General features: G+C 56.7%; 14 protein-coding genes. 4 read left to right on the forward strand and 10 right to left on the reverse strand.

Annotated elements, in window-relative coordinates; translation table 11 throughout:
• Positions 1 to 76: 76 nt before the first annotated feature.
• From LMS44_RS07265 to LMS44_RS07280, 4 genes are all read left to right on the forward strand, one after another.
• Positions 77 to 2,446, forward strand: coding sequence for a Tex family protein (locus LMS44_RS07265; protein WP_414127568.1), 2,370 nt, complete (start codon positions 77 to 79; stop codon positions 2,444 to 2,446).
• A 148-nt stretch (positions 2,447 to 2,594) separates the two neighbouring features.
• Positions 2,595 to 4,235 (forward strand): glutamate--cysteine ligase, encoded by a 1,641-nt coding sequence (gene gshA, locus LMS44_RS07270; protein WP_027958822.1) that lies wholly within the window; start codon positions 2,595 to 2,597, stop codon positions 4,233 to 4,235.
• The gene (locus tag LMS44_RS07275; protein ID WP_022519705.1) at positions 4,232 to 4,732 is read left to right on the forward strand and encodes a disulfide bond formation protein B; all 501 of its coding nucleotides are present in this window, start codon (positions 4,232 to 4,234) and stop codon (positions 4,730 to 4,732) included. Before gshA ends, LMS44_RS07275 begins: the two co-directional genes overlap by 4 nt.
• Before the next feature lie 27 nt (positions 4,733 to 4,759).
• Positions 4,760 to 5,635 carry an alpha/beta hydrolase gene (locus LMS44_RS07280; RefSeq protein ID WP_022519704.1) on the forward strand — a complete coding sequence of 292 codons (876 nt, stop codon included), beginning with the start codon at positions 4,760 to 4,762 and terminating at the stop codon, positions 5,633 to 5,635.
• A gap of 222 nt (positions 5,636 to 5,857) precedes the next feature.
• Here the strand turns inward: LMS44_RS07280 and LMS44_RS07285 are convergent, their stop codons facing one another.
• From LMS44_RS07285 to LMS44_RS07330, 10 genes are all read right to left on the reverse strand, one after another.
• Positions 5,858 to 6,271, reverse strand: coding sequence for a RidA family protein (locus tag LMS44_RS07285; protein WP_022519703.1), 414 nt, complete (start codon positions 6,269 to 6,271; stop codon positions 5,858 to 5,860).
• A gap of 11 nt (positions 6,272 to 6,282) precedes the next feature.
• Complete coding sequence (locus LMS44_RS07290) at positions 6,283 to 6,690, reverse strand: acyl-CoA thioesterase (protein ID WP_022519702.1); 408 nt, start codon at positions 6,688 to 6,690, stop codon at positions 6,283 to 6,285.
• A 13-nt stretch (positions 6,691 to 6,703) separates the two neighbouring features.
• Entirely contained in the window at positions 6,704 to 7,384 is a 681-nt protein-coding gene (locus tag LMS44_RS07295; RefSeq protein ID WP_035538356.1) for an ABC transporter ATP-binding protein, read from the reverse strand.
• The gene (locus tag LMS44_RS07300; RefSeq protein WP_022519700.1) at positions 7,377 to 8,129 is read right to left on the reverse strand and encodes an ABC transporter ATP-binding protein; all 753 of its coding nucleotides are present in this window, start codon (positions 8,127 to 8,129) and stop codon (positions 7,377 to 7,379) included. Before LMS44_RS07300 ends, LMS44_RS07295 begins: the two co-directional genes overlap by 8 nt.
• A complete protein-coding gene (locus tag LMS44_RS07305; RefSeq protein ID WP_022519699.1) occupies positions 8,122 to 9,177 on the reverse strand; it encodes a branched-chain amino acid ABC transporter permease in 1,056 nt (351 codons plus the stop codon). The genes LMS44_RS07300 and LMS44_RS07305 overlap by 8 nt, the downstream gene beginning before the upstream one ends.
• Entirely contained in the window at positions 9,170 to 10,090 is a 921-nt protein-coding gene (locus LMS44_RS07310; RefSeq protein ID WP_009288482.1) for a branched-chain amino acid ABC transporter permease, read from the reverse strand. Before LMS44_RS07310 ends, LMS44_RS07305 begins: the two co-directional genes overlap by 8 nt.
• Before the next feature lie 63 nt (positions 10,091 to 10,153).
• Positions 10,154 to 11,299 (reverse strand): ABC transporter substrate-binding protein, encoded by a 1,146-nt coding sequence (locus LMS44_RS07315; RefSeq protein ID WP_009288483.1) that lies wholly within the window; start codon positions 11,297 to 11,299, stop codon positions 10,154 to 10,156.
• A gap of 40 nt (positions 11,300 to 11,339) precedes the next feature.
• Positions 11,340 to 13,028, reverse strand: a complete 1,689-nt coding sequence (locus LMS44_RS07320) for a benzoate-CoA ligase family protein (protein ID WP_159176494.1) — start codon at positions 13,026 to 13,028, stop codon at positions 11,340 to 11,342.
• Between the two features lie 126 nt (positions 13,029 to 13,154).
• Positions 13,155 to 14,288 (reverse strand): acyl-CoA dehydrogenase family protein, encoded by a 1,134-nt coding sequence (locus LMS44_RS07325; RefSeq protein ID WP_159176495.1) that lies wholly within the window; start codon positions 14,286 to 14,288, stop codon positions 13,155 to 13,157.
• Positions 14,288 to 15,100 (reverse strand): enoyl-CoA hydratase family protein, encoded by an 813-nt coding sequence (locus LMS44_RS07330; protein ID WP_022519695.1) that lies wholly within the window; start codon positions 15,098 to 15,100, stop codon positions 14,288 to 14,290. Before LMS44_RS07330 ends, LMS44_RS07325 begins: the two co-directional genes overlap by 1 nt.
• Positions 15,101 to 15,126 lie beyond the last annotated feature (26 nt).

Genomic DNA, 15,126 nt, shown 5'->3' on the forward strand with positions numbered 1-15,126 from the left:
GCAAGTCATGCCAGCCGTGGCGCGTTTGTGATACCTTGTTGGCACTAAAAAATGCTGCATGAGTTAGTTGCAATTTATGGATGTCAATCAGCGTATTATTTCCCGCCTGGCCACTGAGCTTGGTGTGCGTCCCGAGCAAGTGTCCGCCACGGTGGAGCTGCTGGATGGCGGCGCCACAGTGCCCTTCATTGCCCGTTACCGTAAAGAAGTCACCGGCGCGCTGGACGATATCCAGCTGCGCCAGTTGGATGAACGGCTTCGCTATCTGCGTGAGTTGGAAGAGCGCCGCGCCGCGGTACTTGTCGCCATTGATGAGCAGGGCAAGCTCGATGCTACGCTGAAAGCCAGCATCGACGCTGCCGAGACCAAGCAACGCTTGGAAGATTTATACCTGCCGTTTAAGAAAAAACGCCGCACCAAAGCGCAAATCGCTCGCGAAGCAGGGCTTGAGCCGCTGGCGGATGCGCTGCTTGCCGATCCAACGCTTAATCCGGAAAGCGAAGCGGAAAACTATCTGCGCCCAGCAGAAGGCGATATTCCTGCCATCGAAGATGCCAAGGCCGCTCTGGATGGCGCCAAGCAGATCTTGATGGAGCGCTTCGCCGAGGATCCCGAGCTCATCGGCCAACTGCGCGAACGGCTGTGGCAAGAGGGCCAGCTCAGCGCCCGTGTGCTGGAGGGTAAGCAGCAGGAGGGCGCCAAGTTCTCCGACTATTTCGAGCACGATGAGAAACTCGCCAAAGCGCCATCACACCGCGCTTTGGCAATGTTCCGGGCGCGTAACGAAGGCGTGTTGAGCCTGTCGATTCGACTGCCCGGCGAAGACGAGGCCCCCATTCACCCCGCCCAGTTGGCGATTGCCAAGCAGTTTGGCATCAGCGACCAGGGCCGCCCGGCGGATAAGTGGTTAGCCGAAGTGGTGCGCTGGACCTGGCGGGTGAAGCTCTATACAGCACTGGAGACCGAGCTGCTGGGCCGCCTGCGCGAACAGGCTGAGCTCACCGCCATTGAAGTGTTTGCGGCTAATCTAAAAGACCTGCTGCTAGCCGCGCCGGCGGGGCAGAAAGTCACCCTTGCCATCGACCCCGGCCAGCGCACCGGCTGTAAGGTCGCGGTGATCGATGCCACTGGGCAATTTGTCGATCACACCACTATCTATCCCCATGCGCCGCAAAACCAGTGGAATGAAGCCTTGAGCGTGCTGGCTAAGCTGGTGAAACAGTACGGCGTCGAGCTGATTGCGGTGGGCAATGGTACCGCCAGTCGTGAAACTGACAAGCTCGCGGGCGAACTACTAAAAGCCCTGGCGCCAGCGCACCGGTTAAGCAAAGTGATGGTCTCTGAAGCGGGCGCCTCGGTCTACTCTGCCTCTGAATACGCCTCGCGGGAAATGCCGGATCTTGATGTGACGGTGCGCGGTGCCGTCTCTATTGGTCGCCGCCTGCAGGATCCGCTGGCCGAACTGGTTAAAATTGAGCCCAAGTCGATTGGCGTAGGCCAATACCAGCACGATGTCTCCCAGGTGCAGCTGTCGCGTAGTCTGGAAGTCGTCATTGAGGACTGTGTTAACGCCGTGGGCGTCGACTTGAATACCGCTTCCAGCGCACTGCTCTCACGGGTAGCTGGTCTGAGCGCTGCGCTGGCCGAAAATATCGTTGCTCAGCGCAATGTCAAAGGCGCTTTCAAAAGCCGTAAAGAATTGTTAGAAGTGAGCCGCCTTGGTGCCAAAACCTTCGAGCAGTGTGCGGGTTTCCTGCGTATCCACAATGCCGATAACCCCTTGGATGCCAGCGCCGTTCACCCGGAAGCCTACCCACTGGTGGAACGTATCGCCAAGCAGAGCGGGCGTGAAGTACGCGGCTTGATTGGCGACAGCGCCGCGTTGAAAGCCTTAAAGCCCGCCGATTTTGCCGATGAGCGTTTCGGCGTGCCCACCGTCAGCGATATTCTCAAAGAACTGGATAAACCTGGTCGCGACCCTCGCCCTGAGTTTAAAGCGGCCGAATTCCGCGAAGGTGTCGAAACCCTTAATGACCTCAAGCTTTCCATGGTGCTCGAAGGCACAGTCACCAATGTGACCCACTTCGGCGCTTTTGTGGATATCGGTGTCCATCAGGACGGCCTGGTACATATCTCGGCGCTATCTGATCGCTTTATCGATGACCCCCGCAGCGTGGTGAAAGCAGGTGATATTGTCACCGTTAAAGTGATGAGCATTGATATCCCCCGCAAACGGGTAGGTCTATCGATGCGTTTGGATGACCAGCCTGAGGCTGAAAACGGTGCTAACAGCGGTGCCAATAAGAACAGTGGCTCGCCTAAAGATCAACACAGTGGTGCCCGTAAACCGGCTCGAAACCAGCGTAATAACGCTAATAAAACTGAAGCGCCGGAGCCTATGGGGGCGCTGGGTGCTGCGCTGTTGAAAGCGCGTGGCGGCAAATAGTCGCGCGCCCTGGAAGCGAAGGTGTCTTGAAAAAACGTTCGTTGCCGCCATATCCTGTTTTCTGTTTTTGAATCAGCGATGATGGCGATGCCACCTGACTACACCAAGGCCCGCTCACGGCGGGCTTTACTGACAAGGAGTGTTCACCTTGCCTGAACCACTCACTGTGCCATCCGCGCTGACCGCGCAAGTCGAGCGCCTGATACCCAGTGCGCGACTTGGTCGGTTGGGCCGCCTGCGTCGTGGGCTTGAAAAAGAGGGGCTGCGGGTCGATGCTACTGGCCACATTGCGCAAACGCCGCACCCGCACGCGCTGGGGTCGAAATTAACCCACCCGCATATCACCACCGACTACTCAGAGTCGCTGTTAGAGTACATCACGCCGGTTTACTCTCAGCCTGGTGAAGCGCTGTGCTTTCTATCTGACCTGCATACTTTTACTTATCATCACCTGCAAAACGAATGGATCTGGCCCGGCAGCATGCCCTCTAGGCTATCCGGCAACGACAGCGTGCCGATTGCCGATTATGGCAGCTCCAACGTGGGCACCATGAAGCATGTTTACCGCAAAGGGTTGGACATGCGTTACGGCCGCATCATGCAGGCGATTGCAGGCGTTCATTACAACGTTTCCCTGCCTGATGATATGTGGCACGCCCTACGCGAGTTGGAAAAAGCCACCAATATTCCCTTCAACGACTATCGTTCCACCCGCTATTTCGGCATGATCCGTCACTTCCGCCGCCATAGCTGGTTGTTGCTCTATCTGTTTGGCGCTTCACCGGCCATCGATAAAAGTTTTTTGCCTGAAGGTAAGGTACCCGAAAAACTGCAGTCGCTTAGCGACGACACCTACTTTGCCCCCTACGCGACGACTCTGCGGATGTCCGATCTGGGGTATCAAAACAAAGTACAGTCGCAGCTTAAAATCTGTTTTAACTCGCTCTCTAACTACGTTAATACCCTGCGGCACGCCATCTCTTCACCGTGGCCCGACTATGAAAAAATGGGTGTTAACGTGGATGGTGAGTGGCGTCAGTTGAACGCTAATATTCTCCAGATCGAAAACGAGTACTACAGCGACATTCGGCCCAAGCGGGTTGCCAAACACAACGAAACGCCCAGCCAAGCCCTCGAAGCCCGCGGCGTGGAGTATATCGAAGTACGCTGTTTGGATTTAAACCCCTTCGACCCCCTGGGCGTTACTGAAGACCAGATGCGCTTTGTGGACACCTTTTTGATGTGGTGCCTACTCAGCGACAGCCCGTGGATCTCCGACGAAGAGTGTGACCGCTTGGACGACAACCGCCGCTGGGTGGTGGAACGCGGCCGTGACCCTGAACTCATGCTAATCAACCATGGTGAAACCACCTCGGTGCGTGAGTGGGGCGAACAAATTTTCGCCGAGATGGGCGAAGTTGCCCGCCTGCTGGATGCGGTCGAGGAGGGGAGCCCGCATGCTGATGCGCTGGCAAGCCTTGCACCACGTCTTGCAGACCCTTCGCTAACGCCTTCTGCCCAGGTGCTGGAACGGTTAAAAGCGCACGGCGGATCGTTAAGCGATTTGATGCTTAGCCTAGCCAAAGAGCAGGCGGAGCAGTTAAAAGCCGCGCCGATGCAGCGCAGTCGTGAAGCGCTGCTTGCTCAGCTGATTGAGACCTCGCACCAGCAGCAGCACGATATTGAAGCTGCTGATAAAGAGACCTTCGAAGAGTTCTTGCAGGCCTATTTCACTAAAGCTCGTGAGTCCCGCGCCATGTCGGCGCTGCCATCTGAGGTTAGACAATGATTCTGCACTCCTTTCGCTCGGCCGCCCTGGCTGGTTTAGCCTTCTGCGTTTTAATGATGGCGGTAGCCCTGGGGCTTGAGCACATCGGCGGATATGAACCCTGCCCGCTGTGTATCTTTCAGCGCGTAGCGGTGATCGTCGCGGGCATCGTGTTCGCGATAGCCGCTATTCACAGTCCCGCCGGGCGTGTAGGCAAAGTGATTTACGGGCTGCTGTCGCTGGCTGCTGTGGGAACCGGTGCCTTTATCGCTGGCCGCCACGTTTGGCTACAAGGCTTGCCCGCCGATGAAGTCCCTTCCTGCGGCCCTGGGCTCGATTACATGATGGATATTCTGCCCATGCAGGACGTGGTGGCCATGGTGTTAACCGGCTCAGGCGAGTGCGCCAATATCGATTTCTCGTTGCTCGGCCTATCACTGCCCGCCTGGACGCTAATCGGATTTGCCATTCTGGCAATCGCACCGCTGCGTATGCTGTTGATGAAAAGTCGGGGTTAGTAGGGCGTCAGGGATAAGGAGACGTACATGCTTTATCAACATTTTGCGACTCAAGAAGAGATCGACCGCGCCTACGACCCGATGATGGGTCGTGACCCGGCGGTGTTGGTAAAGGATTGGCGTGAGCGCAGTGAAGCATCAAGAGTTAACCACCGCACAACGCTCGATCTGCCTTATGGCCCAACGCTTGCGGAACGCATGGATATCTTTCATGCCGATGCACCTGATACCGATAGCCCAAAAGCGCCGGTGCATGTGTTTTTCCACGGCGGCTACTGGCGCTCGCTGAGTCATCGTGAATTTAGCTTTATCGTTGACGACTTGGTGAAAGCCGGTATCACCGTCGCGGTGGTCAACTACGCTCTCTGCCCGCAGGTACGCTTTAGCGAGCTGGTGCGGCAGAGCCAAGCAGCGGTGGCCTACGTTTATCGCCATGCCGCTGAATTGGGCGTTGATCCTGAGCAGCTGAGTATTTCGGGACACTCGGCGGGCGGGCATTTATGCGCGATGCTAATGTCGACGGACTGGGAGGGCGCTTTTGGCTTACCCAACCAGCTGATTCGTGGTGCGCTGTGTATCAGCGGTTTATACGACCTGCGGCCTTTTCCCTGGTCGTGGCTGCAGCCCAAGCTTCAGCTTAGCGGGCGCGATGTGCAGGAGTTCAGCCCCATATGGCTGCCATGCCGAGTACCTGCGCCTATAAAGCTGGTAGCAGGGGGCCTGGAGTCAGAAGAGTTCGAGCGCCAGATGAGCAGCTATGCTGAGCATTTGAGCCAGCAAGGCCAAACAGTGACTCAGCAGCTACTTTCCGACGTAGACCACTTCTCGATTCTTGAGCACTATCTTAACGATGGTTGTTTTGTTGAGTGGATTAAAGAATTTCACGCTAGCGTTAAGATATGATTAAAAACTAACGAAGCTTCTCAATACAGGATCGAAATCAGCCTGAAGCGGGGGTCTTTCGCCAGGGCCGGAAAATGTTCCCGACAATTCCGGCATTTCCGCCATCCATGGCGGTCAGATGGCGAAAGTAGCGCCCAGGGATGGGTTCACAGCGCCCCCGCGGAAGGTTGTTTCGATCCGGTGCACCTCTTTGTACTCTGCTAGAGGCACTTTTGATTATCCTTAATGAGCCGGAATCACCGCCGTCGCTTCGATTTCCACCTTAGCCTGATCCTCAACCAGCCCCGCCACCTGAACCATCGTCATTGCCGGAAAATGCTTGCCCAGCACCTCGCGATAGGCGGCGCCCACCTCCTTAAGCCGCGCCAGATACTCCTGCTTGTCCGTCACATACCAGGTCAACCGCACGATATGCTCCGGGCCTGCGTTCGCCTCTTTTAAGATCGCCACGATATTTTGCAGCGCCTGATTCACTTGAACGACAAAGTCATCGCTTTCAAATACCTGGTCGGCATTCCAACCAATCTGCCCACCTACAAACACACTCTGGCCTGAAGCCAGCACGCCGTTAGCGTAGCCCACCGCTGCTTTCCAATGCGAAGGGTGAAGAAGCTGATGAAAGTTGGCGTCACTCATTATGGCTATCCTTATAGGTTTTCGACGGTAAAGTGCTGGCGCATAGCCTCTGTCCAGGGCATTGGCTGACCGCTATTTAGATCCACATATACAAGGGTTGAACGACTGGTTAGACGTTTCTGATCACCGCAGTAAGCGATAATCTGAAGGGTAAGGCTGCTACGCCCAACGGCTTGAACCGCTAATTCAAAGGTGAGTCGTTCGCCTAACCGGCTCGGCGCATGAAACTGGGTGTCGATAGCGGCGGTGGGAACCCCGGTGCCGCTCTCCACATGCAGTTGGTTAAAGTCACGCTGCACGACCTCCTCAAACCAATCCTCCACCACTGAATTGATCATCTCGAAATAGCGGGGGTAAAAAACGATTCCCGCCGGATCACAGTGCTGGAAACGAACTTTTCGCTGGGTAGTAAACGCCACTGTTTTCTCCTCCCTACACGCCCAGATAACGGTCACGCACAGTGCTGTCCAGCGCGGCGGGTTTGCCATCCCATACGGTGCAGCCTTTTTCCAGGATGGTGCAGCGGTCAGCGATGGGTAGAATTTCGCTTAATGACTTATCCACCAGCAGCGTAGCTTGACCTTGCTCCTTGAGCAGCCGAATTGCCCGCCAGATCTCCTGGCGAATCACCGGCGCCAATCCTTCAGTGGCTTCATCCAGCACCAGCAAACGCGGATTGGTCATCAGCGCCCGGCCAATAGCCAGCATCTGCTGCTCACCGCCGGAGAGGGTCTTGGCCATTTGCGCGCGGCGCTCCTCCAAGCGCGGAAACAGCGTTTCTACTTTCTCCAGTGTCCACTCGCCCGGGCGGGCGGTCACCAATAGGTTTTCGCGCACCGACAAATTAGGGAAACAGCGGCGCCCCTCCGGCACCAAGCCAAGCCCCGCTTTAGCGATACGAAAAGCGGGTAAGCGGCGTATGTTCTGGGATTCAAACTCAATCGTGCCACGGCTGGCCGGAGTCAGACCGAATATCGAGCGAATGGTGGTGGTTTTACCCATACCGTTACGCCCCATTAGGGCGACCATCTCACCGGCGTTAACGTCAAGGCTAACGCCAAATAACGCCTGAGAGGGCCCATAAAACGTTTCAATATCAGCAACCTTAAGCATCAGAATCCCCCAGGTAGGCTTCACGGACGCGGGGATCCTGCCTAATAGTGTGGCTATCCCCATGGGCGATAACGCTCCCGGATACCAACACAGAGATACGATCAGCCAGACGAAATACCGCCTCCATATCGTGCTCGATCAGCAGGATAGGCACTTCCAGCTTAAGCGCCTCCAGCAGCTCGGTCAGCTTTGCCGATCCTTCTGGACCCAAGCCTGCCATGGGTTCGTCCAGCAGCAGTGCGCGGGGCTTGAGCGCCAGAGCGCAAGCCACCTCAACCTGGCGGCGTTCCCCGTGGGAAAGTTCAAATACCGGCGTCCAGGCGCGGTGACTAAGCTGCATACGCGCCAGTGCTTCATAGGCTGGTTCAAGCAGTTGCCGATCGCGAGCAACGGGCTTCCAGAACCGAAAACTGTGACTCTGCAGCGCTTGAACTCCCATCATCACATTGCGCATCACCGATAGCGGCTCCGCCAGCGAGGAGACCTGAAAGCTACGCCCCAGGCCCAGGCGCGCCCGCTGAGCGATACTCATGCTCGTGATCTCACAGCCTGCTAAGTAAACACTCCCTTCATCAGGGCGTATATTCCCCGCGATTTGGCCAATCAGGGTCGATTTCCCCGCGCCGTTGGGGCCAATCAAGGCGTGAATCTCCCCGGGTCTAAGATCCAACGAAACATCGCTGGTCGCCTGTAGTGCGCCAAAGCGCTTATGCAGGTTTTGTAGTGAAAGAACCACATCACTCATTGCGTTCCCTCCCGGCCAGCCAACCCATCACACCATGTTTGGCAAATAGCACCACCCCAAGCAGTACTAACCCGAGGAAAAGCTGCCAATATTGGGTGACTCCCCCCAGAAAGGTTTCCATCATCACAAACAGCACCGCACCGGCTAACGGGCCGTAAAGGCGCCCCACGCCGCCCAAAATGACGATGACCATAAGTTCGCCGGAGAAGTGCCAACTCAACATTGTCGGGCTAACAAAGCCATTCAGATCCGCATAAAGCGCACCAGCAAGCCCGGTAATCGCGGCAGAAATCACAAACGCCACCAAGCGAATGGGGTAGGGGCTGATCCCGGCAGTGGCAAGGCGTACATCGTTAAGCCGTGCCATGGTCAAGGCCGCACCAAAGCGCGATTTCATCATTCGTGAGGTAATTGCCATTGCTAACACAAGCCCGGTGAAGCAGATCAGGAAATAGGTGAGTGCATCGCTGCTATCGAGCATGTTGTTATTGAACAGGGGCAGGGTGTTGCGAATATAAATAGGCAGACCATCTTCGCCGCCATAGGTCGGCCAGGAGTTGGCAAAGTAGTAAATCATCTGCGCAAAGGCGAGGGTGATCATAATGAAATAGACCCCCGTGGTACGCAGTGAGATAGCGCCGATGACCAGCGCTAGCAGCCCGCACAGCAACATAGCGGCGAGCCATATCACCAGTAAATTGTCGCTGCCCGGCACGCTGAAAGGCCACGTCATAAATGGGGTCATATCAAAAGCGTGATAAGCACTGATGCCTGCCACATAGCCACCTAAGCCGAAATAGGCCGCGTGGCCAAAGCTCACCATGCCCCCATAGCCAATGGCCAGGTTAAGGCCAACGGCCGCCATGGCAATAATGGTGATACGCGAGGCCAGATTGACATAATAAATATGGCCCAAGAAATAGGCTGCTACAGGCAGTAACAGCAGTAGCCCGAGCAGGGCCATCTGAACCAGCCCTTTGCGGTCAAAAGGTCTATCCGCTTCGGGCGCTAGCGCAGCGTTCTTGGACAAGGAAGTGGTATTAGTCATGGGCAGAGAACAGTCCCTTAGGCTTGAACGCGAGAATGACGGCCATGAGGATATAGATCAGCATCGCGGCCAACGCCGAACCGACGCCGGTCGCCTCAGACGGTGGCATAAACGCTTGAAAGAAGATGGGCAGATAGACCCGACCCAAGGTGTCGACAATACCCACCAGCAGGGCACCGAGTAGCGCGCCTTTAATTGAGCCGATACCGCCAATGACGATTACGACAAACGCTAAAATCAGCACTGGCTCGCCCATACCCACCTGTACAGATTGCAATGCGCCTACTAAAGCGCCGGCTAAACCCGCTAACGCCGCCCCTAAGGCAAACACCAAGGTATAGAGTTTTGAAATATTGACCCCCAGCGCACCAATCATTTCGCGATCGCTTTCACCTGCCCGAATGCGCATACCGAGTCGAGTTCGCGAGATAAGCAAGTAAAGGGCAATCGAAATAGCGATACCCACCCCAATCAGCATCAGCCGATAGATGGGGTAGCGGGTATCACCTGGCAGGGTGACAAAACCCGTCAGCCAAGAAGGAGGACTCAACCATAACGGTGAAGAGCCAAAGATCCAGCGTGTGCCCTCCGAAAAAATCAGTATTAGCGCAAAGGTTGCCAATACCTGATCAAGATGAGGACGGTGGTAAAGTCGGCGTATCACCAACAGTTCTACCAGTGCACCTACCAGGGCGGCCGCAGTCATCCCTGCAGCCAGTCCAATCAGAAAAGAGCCCGTTGAGGCAGTCACCGCTGCCGTAGCGTAGGCGCCCACCATATAAAAAGAGCCGTGGGCAAGATTGATCAGCCCCATCACCCCAAACACCAAGGTGAGGCCGCTGGCCATCAAAAACAGCATCGTGCCGAGCTGCACGCCGTTCAGTAATTGCTCTATCAGCAGAGTAACGGACACGTTAGTTAACCTTAACGAAGGTGAAGAGAAATGGCTGGGTGGCTACACCCAGCCGAGGCGAGCTTACATCTGGCACTGCTCGTAATAGACGTCTTGGATATCTTCGATGGCGACACCGATCAGGCGATTGGTGGGCTCGCCATCGTCACCCTCCACGACTTCACGCACGTAAATATCCTGGATAGGGTGCTGGTTCGGGCCGAAGCGGAACTCACCGCGTACGCTGTCAAAGTCAGCGGCCCGCAGTGCTTCGCGGAAGGCGTCTTTGTCATCGGGGTGGGCAGTTTCAAGCGCGCTAAGAATCAGGTTGGCGGTGTCGTAACCTTGTGCCGCGTACAACGTTGGCGTGCGGTCATAGGCTTCCCGGAAGCCCTCAACAAAGCGATCGTTGGCCTCGTTTTCCAGGTCATATGCCCATAGCGAGGTGTTGCGTGCGCCAATCGCCGCACTGCCTACCGCTTTGATTAAGATTTCATCAAACGAGAAGGCGGCGCCAAAGATCGGCATATCGACACCGGAGCTTTCCCACTGCTTCATAAACGAGATGCCCATACCGCCGGGTAAGAAGAAGAACAAGCTGTCGGCATCGCTATCGCGAATCTGGGCAATTTCAGCCGCGTAGTCGGTCTGGCCCATTTGGGTGTAAAGCTCGCCAACGACCTCACCCTCGTAAAGATGTTTGAAGCCTGCCAGCGCATCGGTGCCTGCGGGGTAGTTGGGCGCCATGATGATGGGGCGCTCATACCCCTCTTCGCGCATATACGCGCCCATGGCGCCGTGCAGGTTGTCGTTCTGATACGCCACGTTGAAGTAGTTCTCGTGGCACATGCGTCCTGCCAAATCCGAGGGCCCGGCATTAGGTGACAGGTAGAAGGTGCCCTGGCGTACCACCGAAGGAACGACCGCCATTGCCAAGTTTGACCAGATAATGCCGGTAAGAATATCGACCTCATCACGCTGCATAAACTCATTGGCCAGCGTACGCGCCAGGTCGGGGCGTCTCGCATCATCCTGAATCAGCACTTCCACGTCGTCGCGGCCCGACTGCTCAAGGGCCAGCATGAAGCCATCGCGAACGTCCACGCCCAGGTGCGAACCGCCGCCTGAGAGGGTGGTAATCATGCCAATTTTAACGTCATCAGCGTGAGCAGTGGTTACCAGGCTGGAGGAGAGCAGTAAGCCAAGGCCAAAGCGGGATATCATTTTCATGGATCATTCCTCATTTTTTAATCGTTTATTGCTTAGAGGGTCATGCGTTGGTGTTGGTGCTATTGATGTTAGTGCTATTCACATTGATGCCAGGAGAGCCAGCACTCGGGTAATGTTCTTGGCTCAGCCGAAAGCGCTGAACCTTACCCGTGGATGTTTTAGGTAGTGCCTCGATAAATCGTATGGAGCGAGGGTACTTATACGGCGCGATGGTCTGCTTCACGAAGTCCTGCAACATTTGCTGACATTCTTCATCTTGCTGAAAACCATCGTTTAGAACAACAAAAGCCTCGACAATTTGGCCACGCTCCTGGCTAGGGGCACCTATCACTGCGCACTCTTTCACGGCGGGGTGGGCCAGCAGGGCTGCTTCCACCTCGGGGCCTGCGATGTTATAGCCCGCCGAGACGATCATATCGTCGTTGCGAGCGGCGAAGTGGAAGTAGCCCTCCTCGTCCTGGTAAAACGCATCACCGGTGATATTCCAGCCCGCCTTTACATACTTTTGCTGGCGCTTGTCGGCCAGGTAGCGGCAGCCGGTAGGGCCGCGCACGGCCAGTTTGCCGACCGTGCCGCGAGGGACATCATTCATCTCGTCATCAACGATTCGTGCCTCGTAACCGGTCACCGGTTTGCCGGTGCAGCTGGGGCGATGGTCATTCAGGTGATTAGAGATAAAGATATGCAGCATTTCAGTTGCGCCGATGCCGTCGAGAATCGGTGTGCCGGTTTGCTTGATCCAGTCATGATAAATCGGTGCGGGCAGGGTTTCGCCAGCGGAAACCGCCACGCGCAGGCTGCTCAAATCCTCATGGCGAGTAGGTGCTGAGAGCATCGCCCGGTAGGCCGTCGGTGCGGTGAAGACCACCGTGGCCTGATACTCGCGGATAATGTCCATCATATTGGGCGGGGAGGCGTGTTCGAGTAGTACGGCGGTGGCGCCGAAGCGCAGCGGGAAAATGGCCAGCCCGCCCAGGCCAAAGGTAAATGCCAGCGGCGGCGAACCGACGAACACGTCCTCCGGCGTTACCTGTAGGACTTCCTTGGCGTAGCCGTCGGCAATGACCAGCAGGTCGCGGTGAAAGTGCATAGTGGCTTTGGGTGAGCCGGTAGTGCCAGAGGTAAACCCCAGCAGCGCCACATCGTCGGCGGCGGTATCCACCGCTTCAAAGGTGGCGGGTTTGCCCAGCGCTAAACGGTCAAGCTCGGCGTCGTGGTTAGCCGTGCCATCAAAGCCAACCACACGTTTGAGTACCGGGCTGTGTTGTTGGCACTCAACCAGTTCATCGAGCAGGCGGGTATCGCACAGGGCTAGGCTGATTTCCGCTTTATCGATTACCTGGCATAGCTCTTTGGTGCGTAGCATCGGCATGGTGTTGACCACCACGGCCCCCGCCTTGGTGGCGGCCAGCCAACAGGCCACCATGGCCGGGTTGTTGGCGGAACGGATCAATACCCGCTGGCCGGGAACCACGCCCAGGTCTTCGACCAGCACGTGGGCAAGGCGGTTGGTCCACTCAGTGAGCTCTTGATAGGTGCGACGACGGCCATTGCCCGCTAAGGCAATTCGTTCACCGTGACCCTGGTCGAGCAGTCGATCGCAGAGCTCAACGCCCGCGTTAAGTCGTTGGGGATAATGGTAGCCCCCGAGCAGGAACTCAGGCTGACAATCAGTGGGTGGCAGGTTATCCCGCGCAAAAGTATCAGCATGAGCCGACTGGATGTACATGACCAACCTCCGTATTTGGTGTCGTTGTTTATTCCTGCCCACGGCTCAAAGGAAGCGCGGGCAGGGATACGGTGTCTGGCGTTGTGTTTTATTGTTTTTGAGAGCTACTGTACGGTTTTTTGCTATTTACTCTTCCGCGAGCATGCTGCGGGCAATGACTACTTTTTGTACATCTGAAGCGCCTTCATAAATTCGCAGCGCGCGGATTTCCCGGTAGAGACTTTCGATAATATGGCCTTTGCGAACGCCGTCGCCGCCGTGAAGTTGTACTGCCTGGTCAATCACCTGCTGGGCCTGGTCGGTGGCAAATAGCTTGGCCATTGCCGCTTCACGGGTCACCCGCTCAGCACCTTGATCTTTCGTCCAGGCAGCGCGGTAAACCAGCAGGGCGGAGGCATCCACGTTTAGCGCCATATCAGCCAAGTGGCCCTGCACCATCTGTAAGTCGGAGAGGGTGGCGCCAAACAGCTCCCGGGAGCGGCTGCGGGAGAGCGACTCTTCCAGTGCCCGGCGGGCGAAGCCCAGGGCTGCCGCGCCAACCGTGGAGCGGAAAACGTCCAGCACCGACATGGCGATCCGAAAGCCTTGCCCAGGCTTGCCGATCAGCGCGCTGGCAGGCAGCACCATATCGTTGAAGCCCAGCCGTGCCAGCGGGTGAGGCGCCACCGACTCCAGGCGCTCACGAATCTCCAATCCGGGTGTGTCGGCAGGCACTAAAAAGGCTGAAAGCCCTTTGGCGCCGGGACCTTCACCGGTGCGGGCAAAGACTGTGTAGATATCGGCAATACCACCGTTGGAGATCCAGGTCTTTTCGCCATTCAAACGGTAGCTATCGCCCTCGCGCTCAGCGGTGGTATCCAACTGGGCCACATCAGAGCCCGAGCGAGGCTCGCTCAGGGCAAACGCGGAAATTGCTTCACCACGCCGGGTTCTGTCCAGCCACTGCTTCTGTTCATCGCTGCCATATAGGCTGATCGCACCGGTTCCCAGCCCCTGCATGGCAAACGAAAAATCGGCCAGGCCATCATGGCGGGCCAGGGTTTCACGGATTAGGCACAGGCTGCGCACATCGATATGCTCGCCCGCCGTGCCTTCCAGAACCCCAGCTTTGCCTAAATCGCGTACCAGTTGAATGCAGGTCGCATCCACATCGCTGTGGTCGCGGGGTAGTTCAGTGCGGCACCACGCTTCGAGCTGCTCGGAAAGTTCGCGGTGTCTGGCCTCGAAAAAGGGCCACGCTAGAAAGCTCTTGTCGCTCATCAGTCCCCCTTGAACTCAGGTTTTTGCTTGGCTACGAAGGCGTGGTAGGCGCGTTCGAAATCGTTGGTCTGCATGCAAATCGCCTGGGCCTGGGCTTCCGATTCGATGGCCTGCTCCAGGCTCATCGACCACTCCTGGTTTAGCTGGGTTTTGGTAATGCTGTGGCCGAAGGTGGGGCCCTGAGCCAGGCGGGTGGCGTAAGCAATGGCGTCTTCTTCCAGGGCGTCTGGTTCGACCACTCGGTTGTAAAAGCCCCACTGGAGGCCTTCCTCGGCACTCATGCTACGGCCGCTGTAGAGTAGATCGGCGGCGCGGCCCTGGCCGATAATGCGCGGTAGAATTGCGCAGGCGCCCATGTCACAGCCCGCCAGTCCCACACGGGTAAACAGAAACGCCGTGCTGGCGCGGGGGGTGGCAAAACGAATATCCGAGGACATAGCAATAATCGCCCCCGCGCCAACGCAGATGCCGTCGACGGCGGCAATGATCGGTTTGCCGCAGTTCAGCATGGCCTTGACCAGGTCACCGGTCATGCGGGTGAACTCGAGCAGTCCCTTCATATCCTTGCCCACTAGGGGGCCGATGATTTCATGTACGTCGCCTCCGGAGCAGAAGTTCTCGCCGTTGGAGGTAAACACCACGGCATGCACATCGGATGCATAGGCCAAGTCACGAAAGGTATCGCGCAGTTCGGCGTAGCTCTCGAATGTCAGCGGGTTCTTGCGCTCTGGGCGATTCAACCGGATAACGGCGACATCACCACTCATTTCCCAAATAAAGTGCTCGGGGGCCAGGTCAGCCATGCTCTTCATATTGTTGTTCTCGCCTGTCAGTGATT

Source organism: Halomonas profundus (genome assembly GCF_020865425.1).
Classification (GTDB): domain Bacteria; phylum Pseudomonadota; class Gammaproteobacteria; order Pseudomonadales; family Halomonadaceae; genus Vreelandella; species Vreelandella titanicae.